The organism is Flavobacterium hungaricum, assembly GCF_015182285.1.
Classification (GTDB): domain Bacteria; phylum Bacteroidota; class Bacteroidia; order Flavobacteriales; family Flavobacteriaceae; genus Flavobacterium; species Flavobacterium hungaricum.
In genome coordinates, this window is sequence record NZ_PRDM01000002.1 from 39,243 (window position 1) to 57,470 (window position 18,228).

General features: G+C 32.7%; 20 protein-coding genes. 15 read left to right on the plus strand and 5 right to left on the minus strand.

Annotated elements, in window-relative coordinates:
• Window positions 1-103: 103 nt before the first annotated feature.
• Both C4F50_RS07855 and C4F50_RS07860 read left to right on the plus strand, forming a co-directional pair.
• Complete coding sequence (locus tag C4F50_RS07855) at window positions 104-1,354, plus strand: undecaprenyl-phosphate glucose phosphotransferase (RefSeq protein ID WP_255521112.1); 1,251 nt, start codon at window positions 104-106, stop codon at window positions 1,352-1,354.
• A complete protein-coding gene (locus tag C4F50_RS07860; RefSeq protein ID WP_193845901.1) occupies window positions 1,354-2,121 on the plus strand; it encodes a glycosyltransferase family 2 protein in 768 nt (255 codons plus the stop codon). The genes C4F50_RS07855 and C4F50_RS07860 overlap by 1 nt, the downstream gene beginning before the upstream one ends.
• On the opposite strand, the gene C4F50_RS07865 is transcribed toward C4F50_RS07860, so the two are convergent.
• Both C4F50_RS07865 and C4F50_RS07870 read right to left on the minus strand, forming a co-directional pair.
• Window positions 2,113-2,310: an ORF6N domain-containing protein gene (locus C4F50_RS07865; protein WP_348537004.1), complete on the minus strand. Its 198-nt coding sequence runs from the start codon at window positions 2,308-2,310 to the stop codon at window positions 2,113-2,115. The two genes, C4F50_RS07860 and C4F50_RS07865, sit on opposite strands and share 9 nt — an antisense overlap.
• A gap of 1 nt (window position 2,311) precedes the next feature.
• Window positions 2,312-3,622 (minus strand): phenylacetate--CoA ligase family protein, encoded by a 1,311-nt coding sequence (locus tag C4F50_RS07870; protein WP_193845902.1) that lies wholly within the window; start codon window positions 3,620-3,622, stop codon window positions 2,312-2,314.
• 133 nt (window positions 3,623-3,755) lie between these two features.
• On the opposite strand from C4F50_RS07870, the gene purD reads away from it, so the two are divergent.
• Window positions 3,756-5,030, plus strand: a complete 1,275-nt coding sequence (gene purD, locus C4F50_RS07875) for a phosphoribosylamine--glycine ligase (protein ID WP_193845903.1) — start codon at window positions 3,756-3,758, stop codon at window positions 5,028-5,030.
• A gap of 37 nt (window positions 5,031-5,067) precedes the next feature.
• Here the strand turns inward: purD and C4F50_RS07880 are convergent, their stop codons facing one another.
• Window positions 5,068-5,298, minus strand: a complete 231-nt coding sequence (locus C4F50_RS07880) for a DUF6341 family protein (RefSeq protein WP_193845904.1) — start codon at window positions 5,296-5,298, stop codon at window positions 5,068-5,070.
• Window positions 5,299-5,437: 139 nt separating this feature from the next.
• Between C4F50_RS07880 and C4F50_RS07885 the strand changes: the two genes are divergently transcribed.
• Window positions 5,438-6,367, plus strand: coding sequence for a DUF6427 family protein (locus C4F50_RS07885; protein ID WP_193845905.1), 930 nt, complete (start codon window positions 5,438-5,440; stop codon window positions 6,365-6,367).
• Here C4F50_RS07885 and upp read toward each other — a convergent pair.
• Entirely contained in the window at window positions 6,362-7,015 is a 654-nt protein-coding gene (gene upp / locus C4F50_RS07890; protein ID WP_193845906.1) for a uracil phosphoribosyltransferase, read from the minus strand. The two genes, C4F50_RS07885 and upp, sit on opposite strands and share 6 nt — an antisense overlap.
• Before the next feature lie 111 nt (window positions 7,016-7,126).
• On the opposite strand from upp, the gene C4F50_RS07895 reads away from it, so the two are divergent.
• Both C4F50_RS07895 and C4F50_RS07900 read left to right on the plus strand, forming a co-directional pair.
• Complete coding sequence (locus tag C4F50_RS07895; RefSeq protein ID WP_193845907.1) at window positions 7,127-7,732, plus strand: DUF4254 domain-containing protein; 606 nt, start codon at window positions 7,127-7,129, stop codon at window positions 7,730-7,732.
• 41 nt (window positions 7,733-7,773) lie between these two features.
• Window positions 7,774-8,781: a glycosyltransferase family 9 protein gene (locus C4F50_RS07900; protein ID WP_193845908.1), complete on the plus strand. Its 1,008-nt coding sequence runs from the start codon at window positions 7,774-7,776 to the stop codon at window positions 8,779-8,781.
• 76 nt (window positions 8,782-8,857) lie between these two features.
• On the opposite strand, the gene C4F50_RS07905 is transcribed toward C4F50_RS07900, so the two are convergent.
• Entirely contained in the window at window positions 8,858-9,910 is a 1,053-nt protein-coding gene (locus C4F50_RS07905) for a 2Fe-2S iron-sulfur cluster-binding protein (RefSeq protein WP_193845909.1), read from the minus strand.
• 128 nt (window positions 9,911-10,038) lie between these two features.
• On the opposite strand from C4F50_RS07905, the gene C4F50_RS07910 reads away from it, so the two are divergent.
• The 9 genes from C4F50_RS07910 (at window position 10,039) to C4F50_RS07950 (ending at window position 18,224) form a co-directional block, all read left to right on the plus strand.
• Complete coding sequence (locus C4F50_RS07910) at window positions 10,039-11,508, plus strand: DUF5687 family protein (RefSeq protein ID WP_193845910.1); 1,470 nt, start codon at window positions 10,039-10,041, stop codon at window positions 11,506-11,508.
• 62 nt (window positions 11,509-11,570) lie between these two features.
• Entirely contained in the window at window positions 11,571-12,266 is a 696-nt protein-coding gene (locus tag C4F50_RS07915) for an ABC transporter ATP-binding protein (protein ID WP_193845911.1), read from the plus strand.
• 89 nt (window positions 12,267-12,355) lie between these two features.
• Window positions 12,356-14,971, plus strand: coding sequence for a type IX secretion system periplasmic lipoprotein PorW/SprE (gene porW, locus C4F50_RS07920; RefSeq protein WP_193845912.1), 2,616 nt, complete (start codon window positions 12,356-12,358; stop codon window positions 14,969-14,971).
• Window positions 14,972-14,976: 5 nt separating this feature from the next.
• The gene (locus C4F50_RS07925; RefSeq protein WP_193845913.1) at window positions 14,977-15,375 is read left to right on the plus strand and encodes a bactofilin family protein; all 399 of its coding nucleotides are present in this window, start codon (window positions 14,977-14,979) and stop codon (window positions 15,373-15,375) included.
• Entirely contained in the window at window positions 15,356-15,583 is a 228-nt protein-coding gene (locus C4F50_RS07930; protein ID WP_193845914.1) for an AtpZ/AtpI family protein, read from the plus strand. Before C4F50_RS07925 ends, C4F50_RS07930 begins: the two co-directional genes overlap by 20 nt.
• A gap of 59 nt (window positions 15,584-15,642) precedes the next feature.
• Window positions 15,643-16,035, plus strand: coding sequence for a hypothetical protein (locus tag C4F50_RS07935; protein WP_193845915.1), 393 nt, complete (start codon window positions 15,643-15,645; stop codon window positions 16,033-16,035).
• 117 nt (window positions 16,036-16,152) lie between these two features.
• A complete protein-coding gene (atpB, locus tag C4F50_RS07940; protein ID WP_193845916.1) occupies window positions 16,153-17,304 on the plus strand; it encodes a F0F1 ATP synthase subunit A in 1,152 nt (383 codons plus the stop codon).
• Window positions 17,305-17,407: 103 nt separating this feature from the next.
• Window positions 17,408-17,599, plus strand: coding sequence for an ATP synthase F0 subunit C (atpE, locus tag C4F50_RS07945; RefSeq protein ID WP_155076101.1), 192 nt, complete (start codon window positions 17,408-17,410; stop codon window positions 17,597-17,599).
• Window positions 17,600-17,723: 124 nt separating this feature from the next.
• The gene (locus C4F50_RS07950) at window positions 17,724-18,224 is read left to right on the plus strand and encodes a F0F1 ATP synthase subunit B (protein WP_193845917.1); all 501 of its coding nucleotides are present in this window, start codon (window positions 17,724-17,726) and stop codon (window positions 18,222-18,224) included.
• Window positions 18,225-18,228 lie beyond the last annotated feature (4 nt).

Below are 18,228 nucleotides of genomic sequence, written 5' to 3' on the forward strand. Positions count from 1 at the left end.
TACAGGAAGATACTCAAAGTTTATCAGGCCAATTAGTATCTTAATTGACTTGACGGCTATTTTATTTTCAAGCATTTTTTTGTTTAAAGACTTGGTTTCTAATATGCCTATTTTAATCTTTTACCAATTTATAAGCTGGGGGTTAATTGCATATACGATAAAGTTTTATGACGTATACCGATTTACGGCGCCAATTGAAATTGCTTCAAAAGTTATAAAACAAGGAGTATTATTTCTTCTTATTACAATTGCTTTTTTTCCATTTTCTAAAGAAGCTGTTTTTAGCGAAAAATCAATTTTAATTTTTACAGCTCTTACCATGATCTTGGTAATGATATTCAAATTTTCGTTGTTTTTTTATTTGAAAGAATACCGAATCATTACCGGAAGCAATTATAGAACGGCCGTAATTATTGGTTTTACTCCAGAAGCAATTCGATTGAAAAATCTCTTTGAAACCAGAAAAGATTACGGATACCGTTTTTTTGGTTTTTTTTCGGACAAAAAATCAAACCAGAACATTACAGGAAAACTCACGGATTTAAAGCCTTTTATTATTGAAAATAAAATAGACGAGATTTATTGTTCGTTGAATGAAGTTTCTAATAATTATCTAAAAGATCTGATCGATTTTGCGGACGAAAACAATAAAACGATAAAATTTATTCCTGATACAAAAGAAATTTTTTCGAAGAATTTGAAGATAGATTATTACGATTTTTTTCCGGTACTTTCGTTAAAGCAAACGATGCTGAACGAGCCTGAAGTCAAATCTTTTAAAAGGTTTTTTGATATTGTTTTTGCTTTTTCTATTCTTATTTTTGTCTTATCATGGATTACGCCCTTGTTGGCCATTTTGATTAAATTAGAATCAAAAGGACCAGTTTTTTTTAGACAAGGAAGACCAGGAATTGATGAGAACGAATTTATATGCTACAAATTCCGTTCTATGCGAATGAATAAAACCACAGAAAAGGAAGCTTCAAAAGACGATCCGCGGGTAACAGCAATAGGCAGATTTATGCGAAAAACGAGTATTGACGAACTGCCTCAGTTTGTTAACGTTCTGCTGGGAGACATGTCTGTCGTGGGGCCAAGACCGCATCTTTGGTCTCAAAATAAAGAATACGGAAATAAAGTTAAAAAATACATGATCCGTCATTGTGTCAAACCAGGAATTACTGGTTTAGCGCAAATCAGCGGTTCAAGAGGTGAAATTACCAGCGACAGAGACATGATCAACAGAATCAGATTTGATGTTTTTTATATCGAAAACTGGTCGTTGTTTTTAGACCTAAAAATAATTCTTCAAACCATTATTAATATCTTTAAAGGAGATAAAAAAGCATATTGATGAGCGATTTAGTATCTATTTTGACCCCAACTTACAATGCTGAAAAGTTCATTCGCGCAACCATAGCTTCTGTTCAAAATCAGACGTATCAAAACTGGGAAATGATTTTGGTTGACGATGGTTCTACAGATCAGACAGTTTCTATCATCGAAGAATTTGCTCAAAAAGACGACAGATTAAAACTGCATCAATTAGAAAAAAATTCTGGAAATGGTTTTGCTAGAAATACAGCCTTAGGAAAAGCCAGAGGCAGATATATTGCCTATCTTGACGCAGATGATTTGTGGTTTCCAGAAAAATTAGACAAACAAATTGATTTTTTAGAATCTACTAAAACCTATTTTACATTCAGTTTTTATGATTGTATAGATGAAGAAGGGAACGATTTAAAAAGAAGAGTCGAAGCACCAGTGCCGTTAACCTACAAACAATTGTTTTTTTGCAATTATGTGGGCAATTTAACTGCTGTTTATGATGCAGATTATTTTGGAAAAATCTCTTTGCCAGCGTCTCAAAAAAGGCAGGACTGGCGTTTGTGGCTTACTATTTTGAAACAGCTAAAAACCGTCGATGCGGTTCCAGAAGCCTTAGCTTTTTACAGAATAAGAAAAGATTCTATTTCGGCATCAAAATTCAAATTGATCAAACACAATTTTGGAGTTTACAGAGAATTTCATGGCTATAATTTAGTGTTTGCCGTTTTATTAATGATACGTTTTTTGTTTACACAATTGATTATTAAACGTCGATATATAAAATCAAAGTAATAGATTCTTCAAGGCCGCAATTTGCGGCCTTGAAGAATAATATTCATTTTCAGTGAGTTGGAACATAAAATCGGATGGAAATCTTGATAAGTTCCTTTTAACTTGCTCATTTAATCTTTTGGTTTCTACGTCATAAAGTGAAGCTAAATCACGATCTAACATGACCTTTTGACCGCGAATAAAATATATTTTATATAAATGATTTAAATTGTTTTAGTTTTCCTCGATTAGTTCTTTCTAAAACCGCTTTTCTTGTAAAAGTGAAATTCAAATTGGGTTCTAAATACAACGCAATAGCTGCTTCAATTTTTTCAATTTGACTATTATCTAGTTCTTTTTCAGAAACATATTCAATCTCAAAACAATCTATTTTAGTTTGTTTGATAATAAACTCTTTGACATTTCCATCGTCTTCAATAATACTTTTGGTAACATAATAAAACGTCAAACCTGGAGATTTTTTACCGCTTGGCAAGACGGCAACATCGTTTGTTCTTCCAACAAGTTTTTTAAGAATCGGTTTTTGAGGCGTGCTTTTTTCGTCCAAGATCCCGATGTCACCGATTTCATATCTGATAAACGGATTTGCTTTATTAAATAACGACGTAATCACAATTTTGCCTTCAGTTCCGTTTGGGACAGGATTATTATTTTCGTCTAAAATCTCCACAAAAAGCGTTTCAGCATTTACCTGCCATTCTCCTTTTGGGTTTTCAAAAGCAATCAAATCCAATTCAGAAGCCCCGTATTCATTAATAATCGGAATTCCGAATTGTTTTTCTAAGAGTTTTTTATCCGATTCAAAAAGCATTTCTGAAGTAACAAAACAGGCTTTTAAAGTTGGGCATACTTCTTTGAGGATGATGTTTTTTTGCTCCAAATACTTAGCCAACAAAACAATAGAACTTGTATAACCGTTGAGGTAATCAAATTTTTTGGTTTTGAATTTCTGCAGGAATTTATCCAGAACATCATTCGATAAATCAAACACTGGGAATCGAAAACGGCTGCTCAAAAAATCCTTCAAACGTTCTTTTCGATAGCCCATAAAATCCATCGGAATTCCGTAAAAACGCGCCTGATACGATTTATTAAAATCGATGCCGAACCAGCCAAAACGCATAATATTGGATGCCCAGGTTAAGGCATGAGCATATTTATCTTTAGCAAAGACAAACGGAGTACCGCTTGATCCAGAGGTTTTGTTGAGGTAAACGTTTTTAATAGAATAGCCTGTTGAAAGCCTTTCTGAAAGTGGTTTTTGTAGATTTTGTTTGTTTAGAATCGGAAGATCTTCCCATTTTTCAACAATTTTACCGTTGATCAATTCGCTGTAAAAAGCATTATTTTTGAGATGAAAATCGACAATTTCATTCTTTTTATTTTCAAGAAAAACAGCATATTCTTCTTCAGATAAATTTATGATTTCAGTCAATTCAGCTTTTGCTTTGTTGATCGGGAAACCATTTAAACGGAGTGTAATATCAAAGAGAGAAATCATCTGAGGCTAAATTTTAGTCAAAAATAATATTATCCCGTTACTAACGAAGAAGAATGCATAACTTTTTAAGATTAAATTATTTTTTACGTTCAAAAGCAATTATTTTTGCACCACAACTAAATACAACAACACCATGACAATTTTATTATTGGGTTCGGGCGGTAGAGAGCATGCATTTGCATGGAAAATGACTCAGAGTCCGCTTTGCGAAAAACTTTTTGTAGTACCTGGAAATGCAGGAACTGCTGCAATCGCTGAAAACGTTGCCATTTCTGCTACTGATTTTGAAGCAGTAAAATCATTAGTACTTAAAGAAAACATAAGTTTAGTAGTCGTAGGGCCTGAAGATCCATTAGTTAAAGGTATTTATGATTATTTTAAAAATGACGAAAGTTTAAAAAATATTCCAGTAATTGGACCATCAAAATTAGGAGCACAATTAGAAGGAAGTAAAGAATTTGCCAAAGAATTCTTGATGAAACATAATATTCCGACTGCAGCTTATGATAGTTTTACTGCCGAGACGGTAGAAAAAGGATGCGAGTTTTTAGAAACTTTACAACCTCCTTACGTTTTAAAAGCAGACGGATTAGCAGCAGGAAAAGGAGTTTTGATTATTCAGGATCTTGAAGAAGCAAAAACAGAATTACGCAACATGCTGGTTCATGCAAAATTTGGTACAGCAAGTTCAAAAGTGGTAATTGAAGAATTTTTGGACGGAATCGAATTAAGCTGTTTTGTTCTTACTGATGGGAAAAACTACAAAATTCTTCCAACGGCAAAAGATTACAAACGAATTGGAGAAGGAGATACAGGATTAAACACAGGCGGAATGGGAGCGGTTTCTCCAGTTCCTTATGTTGATGCTGTTTTGATGGAAAAAATTGAAACGCGTATTGTTAAGCCAACAATAGAAGGTTTTCAAAAAGACGGAATCGAATACAAAGGTTTTGTATTCATCGGTTTAATCAATGTTAAAAATGAACCAATCGTTATTGAGTACAACGTAAGAATGGGAGATCCAGAAACGGAAGTTGTGGTTCCGAGATTAAAATCTGATTTGGTTGAATTATTTTTGTCTGTTGCAGACCAAAAATTAGGAGACTTTAATTTAGAAGTCGATCCAAGAAGTGCTACAACGGTAATGGTAGTCTCTGGGGGCTATCCTGAAGATTTTGAAAAAGGAAAAGTGATTTCTGGTTTAGAAAATGTTACAGATTCAATAGTTTTTCATGCAGGAACAAAATTAGATAACGAAAATGTCGTTACTAATGGAGGACGTGTAATTGCAGTAACTTCGTATGGAGATAATTTCCAAGAGGCCATAAAAAAATCTTATCAAAACATAGATAAACTAAGCTTTGATAAGATGTATTTTAGAAAAGATATTGGTTTCGATCTAATTTAAAAATAAAAAGACCAGCCCTTTATTAAGGGTTTGGTTTTTATTTTAAAAATGAATGAGCCGTTGTATCTTGGTTTTCTGTTCCAGCATCATCAAAAATGCGTAATTGCTTAATCCAATAAACGATCGCGCATGAGCAGATGATCATAAAAATCCAGTTAATCGTGTTCGCACCAAACCAGCTAACTAGTTCAAAACGACGTAAAAGGTCAAGCGGCGCGAATAAAATGTTAACAAATAAGTATTGTATTCCTTCAAAAAAAGCTGTCATAATTTTAAAAATTATATGTTATTTATTGTTGTGTAACGCATTGAAGACAAATTCAAATTAAGAATCTTTTTTCAACTTGTTGGGTTTTTCCTTTTAAACAAGTATTATATTTACAATCACAAAAGTATAAAATATCCTTATGATAACAAGTGTTTTTAAAAAATCTACGCCATTAAATTATTCTTTGGTTGTAATTTTAATACTGGTTTTCTTTTTTATGTTCCAAATTAAAGACCCGGTTTGGGCAACTTCTTATTTTTTGGCTTTCCAAAAAGTGAGTCTGCTGTGCTTTATTTTGGCGTCTTTTTTTATGATCAATTTTATAGTAAAAAAGAACGGACTTAGTAAAGACAATGGTTACGCGATATTTTTTTACCTTTTGTTTCTTTTATTTTTCCCCACGATTTTTAATAACGCGAATGTTATTTATGCCAACTTTTTTATTTTATTAGCGCTTAGAAGATTGCTCTCGCTGCAATCCTTAAAAGCATCTAAGGAAAAAATATTCGATGCCTCATTTTGGATTTTTGTAGCTTCTTTATTTCAATTTTGGTGCATTCTTTTTTTAATATTGGTTTTTATCTCTATTATTTTTCATGTTTCGAGAGATTATAGAAACTGGGTTTTGCCTTTTGTAGCGCTTTTGGCAGTAGCGATAATTTTTTATATGATTTCGTTAATGTTTCATATCGATTTTATAGCCTTTTTTCAAGAAAGAGCTTTAATCGATTTTAACATTGATTATTTTAAGAATAATTACGAAAACGGAGCACTTTCTATATATACCGCAGTGGCCTTATTTTTTGTGACTTCTATGTTAATGACATTATCAAACAGACCGCAGATTGTGCATACATCGTACAAAAAAATGGTTGCCTGTTTTTTTATAGCGGCTTTTGTTTATATTATTTCACCAAATAAAAGTAACGACTTATTATTGTTTAGTATTGCACCTTTGACTATTATGGCCACAAGCCACGTAGAATATATGCAGCAAAAATTAAATAACGAAATTGTATTCTATATCCTGATTGCCTGCAGTTTATTTACTTTTTTCTCTCAATTATAATTTATTGCCGTAAGCAAGATCGCCGGCGTCGCCAAGTCCTGGAACAATATAATTTTTCTCATTTAGTTTTTCGTCTAAAGAAGCTACCCATAAATGACAGTTTTCGGGAAGATTTTTTTCTAGATGAGCAATTCCTTCAGGAGCAGCTATAACAACAACAATATGAAATTCTGACGGAGCTGCATTTTCAAGCAGTTTTTTATGTACAGCAACGATCGACTGGCCAGTTGCCAGCATCGGGTCAAGGAGCAAAACAGTTTTGTGGTTTAAGTCCGAAATCGCTTGATACTCAACTAAAATCTCAAATTCGTCATCGTTATTAGGATGGTGTCTGCATGCAGAAACAAAACTGTTTTCGGCATGATCAAAATAATTTAAAAAACCATTATGCAGCGGCAGTCCGGCTCTTAAAATTGGGCATAAAACCAGATTTGTTTCAATTTCTGTTGTTTTTTTGATTCCAAGCGGTGTCTGAATTTCTACGTCTTTATAAGGCAGTGTTTTGCTCAATTCGTAAGCCATAATTTCTCCAATACGCTCGATATTTCTTCTAAAACGCATACTATCGTTTTGTACGTTTACGTTTCGAAGCTGTCCCAAAAAATGATTTAATACACTGTTATTCTCAGAGATATAATGAATTTTCATAAAATTTATTTAGAAGATCAATTCTTTTTTATGAAGAATTGAAAAATTACTGTTTTTTTTGAAACTATAAAAGTATAAAAAGTATCTTTGTTTAGTAAAAAAAATAAAAACATGTTTTCAAAATTAGCATATTCAGTTTTTGAGCAAAGTATCAAAGATTATCATCAATTTGATAATGTTGATCAGCCAATAAATAATCCTTATCCAAAAGATCAATTTGAGCATTTGTTATATCTAAAAAATTGGATTGACACTGTACAATGGCATTTTGAAGATATTATTCGTGATCCGCAGATTGATCCCGTTGCAGCATTGACTTTAAAAAGAAGAATCGACGCTTCAAATCAGGAACGTACAGATATGGTAGAGTATATTGACAGCTACTTTTTACAAAAATACAGCGATGTAAAAGTAAAAGACGGCGCAAAAATCAACTCAGAAAGTCCAGCTTGGGCATTTGACAGATTGTCTATTCTGGCATTAAAAATTTATCACATGAACGAAGAAGCAACTCGTGCAGAAGCTTCTCAAGAACATAGAGATAAATGTCAGGAGAAATTAAACATTCTTTTAGAGCAAAGAACAGATTTGTCTACAGCAATCGAAGAATTATTGACGGATATCGAAAATGGGGATAAATTCATGAAAGTGTACAAACAAATGAAAATGTACAACGATGACGAATTGAATCCAGTTCTATATCAAAACAAAAAATAAATTTGGCAGACTTGTCGAACAAAATTAAGCATATAGCCGTCATGAGACTATCCGCAATGGGAGATGTCGCCATGACGGTTCCTGTTTTACGCGCTTTTGTAAAACAATATCCTGAGGTAAAATTGACGGTTATTTCCCGTCCTTTTTTTAAACCTTTTTTTGAAGGAATTCCGAATCTTGAATTTTTTGCTTTTGATGAAAAAGAAAAACACAAAGGATTTTTGGGGCTTTTAAAGCTGTATTCGGATGTAAAAAAACTAAAGATCGATGCTTTTGCAGATCTTCATAATGTATTGAGATCTAAAGTAGTGAGTTTACTTTTCGCTTTAAGCGGCAAAAAAAGAGCTACTGTTGACAAAGGCAGAGAAGGCAAAAAAGAATTAACTCGTGCTGAAAACAAAATTTTTAAGCAATTGCCAACCATGTTTGAGAGACACGCAAAAGTGTTTGAAGAACTTGGTTTTCCTTTAGATTTATCCAATCCAGCTTTTCCTGAAAAAGCGCCTTTAAGCGGCGAAATTTTAGAAATTATCGGACATCAAAACCAAAAACTAATCGGAATTGCACCTTTTGCACAATACGATTCTAAGGTTTATCCTTTAGATTTAATAAAAGAAGTTGTAGCAAAATTGGCTGAAAATCCAATGTATAAAATAGTACTTTTTGGCGGCGGGAAAAAAGAAATTGAAATTTTACAGTCAATTTCAACTCCATTTGAAAATGTGATTAATATGGCTGGAAAAATTAAATTGCAGCAGGAATTACAACTCATAAGCAATCTTGACGTAATGCTTTCTATGGATTCTGGAAATGCACATATTGCGGCAATGTTTGGCGTAAAAGTAGTTACACTTTGGGGCGCAACGCATCCGTACGCTGGATTTTTACCATTCAATCAAAGTCCGGAAAACGCATTGACATCAGACCGAAATCAATATCCAAAACTGCCGACTTCGGTTTATGGCAATAAAATTGTGGAAGGTTATGAAGAGGCTATGAGGAGTATTTCTCCAGATGAAGTTGTGAAAAAAATTCAGGGATTAGTTTAAAAAATCCCAATATAAAAAATTCCAAATCCCAGTTGAAAGTTTGGAATTTGGAATTTTTTATATTGGAATTTAGATATTAAACGTCGTCATAATCTACATAAATAGTATCAGATGTTGGATGCGCCTGACAAGTTAAAATTAAACCTTCGGCAATTTCTCCGTCTGTTAAAATAGAGTTTTTGGTCATTTCTGCAGATCCAGAAGTTACGCGTCCTAAGCAGCTGCTGCAAATACCGCCTTGACAAGAGTAAGGAGCGTCAACACCTTGTTTTAGAGCAGCATCAAGAATAGTCTGCTTTTTAGACATTTCAAAAGTAGTTTCTTCATCATCTACTAAAATCGTAATTTTGGTATGTCCCTCCTGAGAACCCTGAATTACATTTTCTTCAGACGAAGAGGTAAAAAGTTCAAACTTAATCGCAGACTCTTTTACATTTTTCTCTTTCAAAACATCAGAAACCGTATTGATCATTTCTTCTGGTCCGCAAAGGAAAAACTTGTCAAACTCTAATTCTTTGTGTTTGTTATTCAACACAAAATTTACTGCCGATTTTTCGATTCTGCCAAATAGAGCATTTTCTGCTTTTGCCTGACTAAATACATAATGCACAAAAAATCTGCCTACATATTGTAGTTGTAAATCGTGTAATTCTTGATGAAAGATAGTATTTTCTGGAGTCTTGTTTCCGTAAACCAATACAAATGAACTTTTTGGCTCATTTTTTAGAACTGATTTTATAATAGAAAGCACTGGAGTAATACCGCTTCCAGCAACAAATGCCGCATAATTTTTTTGTCTTTCAGCATCTGGTTCAAAAGTAAATTTACCTTCTGGCTGACCAACCTCCAGCACATCTCCGGCTTTTAATTTAGTATTTGCAAATTGAGAAAAAAGACCATTTTTTACAGCTTTTACGGCAATTCTCAATTCGCCGCTGTCTGGAGCTGAACATATAGAATAAGCTCTTCTAATTTCTTGATTGTCAAGAGTTAGTTTTAGATTAATATATTGACCTGCTATAAATTTATAGTCTGGTTTTAGTTCTTCAGGAACATTAAAAAGTACCGAAACAGCATCAGAAGTTTCGCGTTTAACCTCTTTAATTATAAGTTTTAAAAATGAAGGCATGATAGAATTTTTATGCAAAAGTAGCAAACCACTATTAAATGTTTAGTACTAAATTATTTTTTTTAACTTTTTTTGTAACGTTTTCCTACATTTGATCTCTTACTACTAAAAGTAAAACCAAAATAACCATGATTAGAAAGTTTATTTATCTCGAATGGAAATCGTTTTTGCGGTCGGCATCGTTTGGAACCAATCTGGCAATGAAGATCTTAATCGGTTTTTTAATGATTTATTTTTCCTTGATTTTTATCGGAATGGGAGTTGGCGCATTTTATGTGCTTAAAAAAATGAATTTAGAGCCTTTAGTAACAATTAATAAATTTTTGATTTATTATTTTTCTTTTGATTTGATTGTTAGGTTGTTAGTTCAGAAAATCCCAGTTTTAAACATCAAGCCCCTATTAGTTCTTCCTTTTAAGAAACCGACTATTGTACATTTCTCTTTAGGAAAAACAGCGCTTTCATTCTTCAATTGGGTTCATGCACTTTTCTTTGTTCCCTTTTCAGTGGTTTTATTTTTAAAGGGTTACGATACTGTTGGAATTCTTCTTTGGTTAATAGCAGCTTTTTGTTTTGTGTATATCAACAATTTTCTGAATATAATTTTAAGTAATATCGACAAATTATTTGTGGTTTTTCTTGGAATTACAGCGCTTCTCGGAGTCGCTCAATATTACGATTTATTCAACATTACGATTTATACAACGCCTGTTTTTCAAGGTTTTTATGAAAGCAGATGGATGGCACTAATTCCGGTTTTAGGACTCATCGGATTGTATATTTTTACTTTCAAGTACTTTAAAAATAATCTTTATCTGGATGCCGGGCTTTCTAAAAAAGAAGATGTTGCCACTACCGAAAACCTTTCTTGGCTGAATAAATTTGGTACTCTTGGAACCTTTCTTAAAAATGATATTAAATTGATTAAGAGAAACAAAAGATCTAAAACTACCATTTTTATGAGTGTTATCTTTTTGTTCTACGGGCTGCTTTTTTTCTCCGGAGGTATAGAAACTTATGATAAACCGGTGATGCACATTTTTGCAGGGATATTTGTTTCGGGCGGATTTCTATTTGTTTTTGGTCAATTTGTACCAAGCTGGGACAGTTCGTATTATCAATTAATGATGACGCAAAATATTCCGTATCGTGGTTACATTACCTCAAAATGGTGGCTTATTGTTATTGCAACTTTCGTTTCAACTATTCTGGCGTCTTTTTATCTCTTTTTTGGATGGGAAGTTTATTTAACGATTGTGGTCGGCGCGGTTTATAATATTGGTGTCAATTCGCATTTGGTTCTTTTGGGCGGTGCTTTTACCAAAACTCCGATCGACTTAAGTTCGGCAGGCGGTGCATTTGGAGACAAAAAAGCTTTTAATCTGAATGCCATGCTTCTAAGTCTTCCAAAAATTTTACTGCCAATGGGACTTTACGCTTTAGGATTTTATTATGGAAATAAAATGATCGGTTTAGCACTGGTTGCCGGTGCTGGTGTTTTAGGATTTGTGTTTAAAGAAAAAGTATTTTCATTAATTGAAAAAAGATACAAAATAGAAAAATACAATACTATAAGTGCGTATAAGCAAAAGAGTTAATTAGAGAATTAGAAAAGGAGTCAATTAGAGAATTAATCTAAAATCAACAATCTAAAATTATCATGATACAAGTAAATCAGCTTTCAAAAAATTATAACGGGACTACAGTTTTAAATATAGAAAATCTTGAAATCCCAAAAGGACAAAGTTTTGGACTCGTTGGGAATAACGGAGCAGGAAAAACAACTTTTTTCAGTCTGCTTTTAGATTTGATCCAGCCGTCAACAGGAAGTATTAAGTCTAATGATGTTCAGGTCAATACAAGCGAAAATTGGAAATCTTTTACAGGATCTTTTTTAGATGAGAGTTTCTTAATAGGATATTTAACCCCAGAAGAATATTTTTATTTTATCGGAGATCTGCGTAATCAGAACAAAGCTGATATTGATGCATTGTTAGCGCAGCACGAAGAGTTTTTTAATGGAGAAATTTTAAACAACAAAAAATACCTTAGAGATTTGTCTAAGGGAAACCAGAAAAAAGTTGGGATAATTGGAACATTAATTGGAAATCCAGAAGTTGTTATTTTAGACGAACCTTTTGCCAATTTAGACCCCACTACAGTAAGCCGATTAAAAAAAATAATTAAAGATCTTGCCGATAACCCAAATGTAACTGTTTTAGTTTCAAGCCATGACTTACAGCATACAGTAGAGGTCTGCGATCGAATTGTAGCGTTGAATAAAGGCGAAATCGTAAAAGATATTCAAACCTCAAAAGAAACCTTACAAGAACTAGAATCGTTTTTTGCAGTTTAAGTATTTTATATTAAAAAAAGAAGCGTATTTTTACAAGTCATTATACTAAAATTGCTTTTTAGAAGTTATCTGTTTTAAAATCGTTTCTATTGAAAAAGAATACTCTTAAATATAGTTTTACTTTCCTTTTTTTATTCTTTTTGATAGCCTGTTCTACCAAAAAAAATACTTTTTTGTCTAGAAATTCTCATGCACTGAGTACAAAATATAATATTTTATATAATGGAGGCATAGGTTTAGACAAAGGAATGACTGCTATTCAGGCAAATAATCAAGATAATTTCTGGAAATTACTGCCAATAGAAAAAATGCAGTTTGAGGAAAATTTTTCTGAAGAAGAAAAGGCTAAAAACCCTGATTTTGAAAAAGCAGAAACAAAAGCTACAAAAGCCATTCAGAAACACTCCATGAATATTGGAGGAAGAGAACGAAATTATCAAATAGACGAAGCTTACTTAATGCTTGGAAAAGCGCGCTATTATGATCAGCGTTTTATTCCAGCATTAGAAGCATTTAACTACATTTTATACAAATATCCTAACAGCGACAACATCAATATTGCAAAAATCTGGCGCGAAAAAACCAATATGCGTTTAGGAAATGATGCAATTGTTCTTAAAAATATTAAGTTGTTACTTAAAAAGACAGATTTAGACAAGCAGACCTATGCAGATGCGCACGCGCTTTTGGCAGAGGCTTTTTTGAATTTGGAAGAAAAAGACAGTGCGGTTGCTAAGCTTAGAGTTGCCGAAGAATTTACCAGAAAAAATGAAGAAAGAGCAAGATACCGTTTTATTCTGGGCCAAATGTATCAGGCAGAAGACAAAAAGGATAGTGCTGTTTATTTTTACGATCAAGTAATTGACTTAAACCGAAAAGCAGATCGAAAATACATGATGCAGGCTTATGCCAAAAAAGCACAGATGTATGATTATGAAAATGGGAATGATACCCTCTTTTTAAAAATCTATAACAAATTGGTTGCCGATAGAGAAAACAGACCTTACTATGATGTTTTCTTTTATGAAATGGGAAATTTTTATGATACAAGAAAAGATAAAGAAAATGCTTTAAAATTTTACAATAAGTCTCTGGCCAGAAAATCAAAAGATTCTTATTTGATGGCTTCAGCATACCGAAACATTGGTAATATGTATTTCAAAAATACCGATTATACAATGGCGGCTAAATATTATGACAGTACTTTGGTAAAATTGGATCCTAAAACCAGAGAGTATGCTTTTATAGAAAAAAACAGAAAAAATCTTGATAATGTTATTAAATACGAAGCAATTGCAAAACGTAATGACAGTATTATTAAGGTGTATAACCTGCCGGCTGCAGAGAGAAAGATTTATTTTGAAGACTATATTGCGCAGTTAAAAAAGAAAGACGAAACCAAACGTATTCTGGAAGAAAAAGAAAAAGAGAGATTAACAAATATTGACAGAAATTCTCAAGCACAAATGCCTGGCAATGGAGCTGTAAATCCTCAGGACTTAGGCAAACCAACAGCACCAGTAGAAAACGCTATAATGCCTCCAACCAGTAATGACGCTGTTAGTACTTTTTATTTTTATAACCCGACAACAGTTGCTTACGGAAAACTGCAGTTTAAAAAAATGTGGGGCAATAGAACAATTGGCGGTAACTGGAGACTTTCTTCTATAAAATCGGCAAATAATGCCGCAATGAATGATACCATTGCAGATCAAAATACAGCCAATGCCTTAAAAGACACAGTAGTTGTAGAAAAATATACCGTTGCTTATTATGTAAAACAGATACCTACTTCGGAGCCAGTAATGGACAGTATTGGTAAAGAGCGAAATTTTGCCTATTATCAATTAGGTCTTATATATAAGGAGAAGTTTAAAGAATATAAACTGGCTAGTGATAAATTAGAGCAGCTGCTTAAAAATAATCCAGAAGATAAATTAGTCCTTCCGGCGATGTACAATTTGTATAAAATTTATCAAATCACAAATCCAGAAAAAGCCATCGCTATAAAATCTGAAATCACAACAAAATACCCATCTTCTAGGTATGCACAAATATTAAATAATACCAATCCAGATACCGTTTCGAGTCCAGACAAAGAATACCAAAAATGGTATAAACTTTTTGAAGAAGAAAAATTTGACGAAGTATTGGCCAATATCGATAATTTAATCAATCAATATTCTGGCGAAGATATTGTTTCCAAATATGAATTGTTAAAAGCCAATACCTTAGGGAAAGTTGACGGTTTAGCAGCTTATAAAAAAGGTTTAGAAAACGTAGCGGATAATTATCCGAACAGTGAAGAAGGTAAAAATGCCCGCGAAATTCTAGAAAAACAAATCCCAAGTTTAGAAAAACTTGATTTTACAGCTGTCGATGGTAAAAGCTGGAAAATCGTGTATGCGATTCCTAAAAACGATACCAAAACAGTTAAACAAATTGAAGAAGCCATCAGAGTATTTTTGTTAGTCGAAAATTTTGAAAGATTAACAACCTCTTTTGACAGATACAATAGAACAGAAAATTTTGTCGTTATACATGGTTTAAAGTCCGAAGCATACGCAAGAGACGTTGCAGGAGTTTTTAAAGACGACAAAAAATATAAAATTGCACATCCTGCTATTATCATTTCTAGTGATAATTATACGATAGTTCAGATGAAGAAAAACTTAGATATATATTTGACGCCCAAAACCCCATAACCGCCATGTTTGACAAAGTAAAAAAAAACGGAACAGAACAATTAGGAAAAACAAATCGAATTGTTGAAGGAACATCAATTGTTGGAGATATTGTCTCCAAAGCCGATTTCAGGCTTGATGGTGAATTAATCGGAAATTTTACTTCCCAAGGTAAACTTGTGATAGGTGCAATGGGAGTTGTCAAAGGCGAAATTATCTGCAACAATGCAGATATTGAGGGAGAATTTCACGGTAAAATAAAAGTCTTAGAAATCTTAAATATCAAATCTACCGCAAAAATACACGGTGAGGTTTTGGTCGGAAAACTTTCGATCGAACCAGGCGCAGATTTTACAGCAACATGTACTATGCTGGCACATTCTAATCAGGTAATAATGTTAGAAGATGGAAAAACAGCCGAATAAGAATCAGAGAAATAAATGGATAGCACTCATTAATATTCCGATACAAATGGGTGTTATTATTTTTCTATTTGCTTATTTAGGAAGCTGGCTCGATGAAAACCATCCGAGCGAAAAAGTATACTATAATAAGATATTAGTTATGGTTGGTGTTGCGATTGCTTTGTACAACGTAATCCGACAGGTAAACGAAATCAATAAAATAAAGTAATTTAAGTTTCCAAAAACACTAAAATAAATACCGCATCTTTGCAGAAAAAAATAGTTAAGATGTTTTTAAAAAATTACAAACTCCTGCTTCATCTCTATATTCTTGCTGCAGCTGCCTTTGTTATACATAAAGGAGTTTTTTTACTTTTAAAGGTAAACGATGAAAATTTTCATTACAGTTTAGAATTATTGTATGTGATCTTCTTGATTTTTTCTACCTTAATATTAGCAGTTATATTAAAATTTAGAAAAGACAAATTCGACAGTATTGGAATGATTTTTATGGCAGGAACTTTTTTGAAAATATTTATGCTCTATGCATTTCTAAAGCCGATTTTATCAGATAAGATTTATAACGTGTCTATTGAAAAAAACAATTTTTTTATAACATTTATTTTGTTTTTGTTATTTGAGACGGTTTTAACTGCCCGATTACTAAATGAAAAGCGTTAAAATTGCGATATTGTAAAACAACGTTCAAAAATAATTTTTCATATCCTTTTGAATATTAATAAAAAATGTACCTTTGCACCAAATTTTAGAAACGTAAAAAATAAGATTTTCCACGATATGGTGATTTCAAACAAACCACTCAGATTTATTCTTGCAGCTTTAGTAGCTTGTCTTCCACTAATGAGTTTTTCTAATACAGAAAAAGACTCAGCGCATGTTCAAACTGAAACAGCTCATGAAGTTGCTGCAGAAGGTCATCATGCAGAACCGACAGATGTTAAATCTAAGATCAAAGCATTTATTGGTCACCACGTTTTAGATTCTCATGATTTTACTTTATTTCAAGATGATGAAACAGGTAAACATTATGGTTTTCCATTACCAGTAATTATTTGGGATAATGGTCTTCATGTTTTTTCTTCTTCAAAATTTCACCACGGTCATGAAGCGGCAGAATCAAATGGGAACTATTATGCGATCAGTCATCATGATGGTAAAATTTACAGAACAGACGCTTCTGGAAAAATTGATGAAGATGAAGCTACAGGTCACCCTTCAAATGTTCGTCCTTTAGACTTTTCAATTACAAAAACAGTAGTTTCTATTTTTGCAGCAGCCTTATTAATGTTCTGGTTGTTTTCAAGCTTAGCAAAATCATACGCTAAAAATGGAGGAATTGCTTCTGGAGTTGGAAGAATCTTCGAGCCATTAGTAGTTTACATTCGTGATGAAGTTGCTATTCCTAATATTGGAGAGAAACACTATAAAAAATACATGAGCTACTTATTGACAATATTTTTCTTTGTATTGTTTTTAAATATTTTCGGATTAACACCGCTAGGGATAAATGCCACAGGTAACTTAACAATTACTTTTTCATTGGCAATTATTACCTTCTTAATTACAAACTTATCAGCAAACAAAAATTACTGGGGTCACATTTTCTGGATGCCGGGAGTTCCAAAACCAATGAGAATTATTTTGGCGCCGATTGAGTTGTTAGGAGTTTTTATTAAACCATTCTCATTAATGATTCGTTTGTACGCAAATATTTTTGCAGGTCACATCGTATTAATGAGTATCATTGGATTGATGTTTATTTTTAAAAGCTGGATTGGAAGTACATTATCTTTCGGATTATCATTTGTACTTTCTATACTAGAAATTTTAGTTGCCTTTTTACAAGCCTATATTTTTACAATGCTGTCTGCACTTTATTTTGGTTCAGCAGTAGAAGAGCACCACCACGAAGAGGACGCTCACCATTAAAATCTAGATTTCAGAATGTAGATTTTAAATTGTTTTCAATCTAAAATCTAAGATCTCAAATCTAAAATCAAATTTGAATGTTTAATTTTTAATATATTTTATTATGGTAATTCCAAATATCGTTGGAGCAGGATTAATTGTAATCGGAGCAGCATTAGGAATTGGTAGAATTGGTGGTTCAGCAATGGACGCTATCGCTCGCCAACCAGAAGCTTCTGGAAAAATCCAAACAGCTATGCTTATTGCAGCTGCACTTATTGAAGGTATTGGTTTCGCTGCGTTATTCGCTGCTTAATTAAAACACAAAAACAATAGTTGCAACGGTTGGTTGTAACTATTGTTTTAAAATTAAAACATTACAAATTGCATTTGAAAAGCAATTTAAAAAAGACATACATTAAAATTTATAATCATATATAATGGATAAGTTAATATATCAGTTTGAGTTCGGTTTGTTCTTTTGGCAAGTATTAATATTTGTTGGATTGATCCTTTTGTTGAAAAAATTTGCTTGGAAACCTATTCTTGACGCAGTAAATACTAGAGAACAAGGTATTAAAGATGCATTACTTTCTGCTGAAAACGCAAGAAAAGAAATGGAAAATCTTCAGGCAGATAATCAAAGAATTTTAAACGAAGCTCGCGCAGAACGTGATGCTATGTTGAAAGAAGCTCGCGAAATGAGAGAGAAAATGATTACTGATTCTAAAAACGAAGCTCAAGAAGCTGGTCAAAAAATGATCGAGCAGGCTAAAGCAGCTATTGAAAGTGAAAAAAATGCAGCTATGGCTGAATTGAAATCTCAGGTTTCAAATTTATCTTTAAGCATCGCTGAAAAAATATTAAAAGAAGAACTATCTAACAAAGAATCTCAAACTAAATTAGTTGAGAAAATGTTGGGTGACGTAAAGTTAAACTAAGACT

Bases quoted from the DNA above. Each gene is read 5' to 3' on its own strand.
- C4F50_RS07855 (WP_255521112.1), top strand. From the start codon at position 104: ATGCCTATTTTAATCTTTTACCAATTTATAAGCTGGGGGTTAATTGCA.
- C4F50_RS07860 (WP_193845901.1), top strand. From the start codon at position 1,354: ATGAGCGATTTAGTATCTATTTTGACCCCAACTTACAATGCTGAAAAG.
- C4F50_RS07870 (WP_193845902.1), bottom strand. From the start codon at position 3,622: ATGATTTCTCTCTTTGATATTACACTCCGTTTAAATGGTTTCCCGATC.
- purD (WP_193845903.1), top strand. From the start codon at position 3,756: ATGACAATTTTATTATTGGGTTCGGGCGGTAGAGAGCATGCATTTGCA.
- C4F50_RS07880 (WP_193845904.1), bottom strand. From the start codon at position 5,298: ATGACAGCTTTTTTTGAAGGAATACAATACTTATTTGTTAACATTTTA.
- C4F50_RS07885 (WP_193845905.1), top strand. From the start codon at position 5,438: ATGATAACAAGTGTTTTTAAAAAATCTACGCCATTAAATTATTCTTTG.
- upp (WP_193845906.1), bottom strand. From the start codon at position 7,015: ATGAAAATTCATTATATCTCTGAGAATAACAGTGTATTAAATCATTTT.
- C4F50_RS07895 (WP_193845907.1), top strand. From the start codon at position 7,127: ATGTTTTCAAAATTAGCATATTCAGTTTTTGAGCAAAGTATCAAAGAT.
- C4F50_RS07900 (WP_193845908.1), top strand. From the start codon at position 7,774: ATGAGACTATCCGCAATGGGAGATGTCGCCATGACGGTTCCTGTTTTA.
- C4F50_RS07905 (WP_193845909.1), bottom strand. From the start codon at position 9,910: ATGCCTTCATTTTTAAAACTTATAATTAAAGAGGTTAAACGCGAAACT.
- C4F50_RS07910 (WP_193845910.1), top strand. From the start codon at position 10,039: ATGATTAGAAAGTTTATTTATCTCGAATGGAAATCGTTTTTGCGGTCG.
- C4F50_RS07915 (WP_193845911.1), top strand. From the start codon at position 11,571: ATGATACAAGTAAATCAGCTTTCAAAAAATTATAACGGGACTACAGTT.
- C4F50_RS07925 (WP_193845913.1), top strand. From the start codon at position 14,977: ATGTTTGACAAAGTAAAAAAAAACGGAACAGAACAATTAGGAAAAACA.
- C4F50_RS07930 (WP_193845914.1), top strand. From the start codon at position 15,356: ATGGAAAAACAGCCGAATAAGAATCAGAGAAATAAATGGATAGCACTC.
- C4F50_RS07935 (WP_193845915.1), top strand. From the start codon at position 15,643: ATGTTTTTAAAAAATTACAAACTCCTGCTTCATCTCTATATTCTTGCT.
- atpB (WP_193845916.1), top strand. From the start codon at position 16,153: ATGGTGATTTCAAACAAACCACTCAGATTTATTCTTGCAGCTTTAGTA.
- atpE (WP_155076101.1), top strand. From the start codon at position 17,408: ATGGTAATTCCAAATATCGTTGGAGCAGGATTAATTGTAATCGGAGCA.
- C4F50_RS07950 (WP_193845917.1), top strand. From the start codon at position 17,724: ATGGATAAGTTAATATATCAGTTTGAGTTCGGTTTGTTCTTTTGGCAA.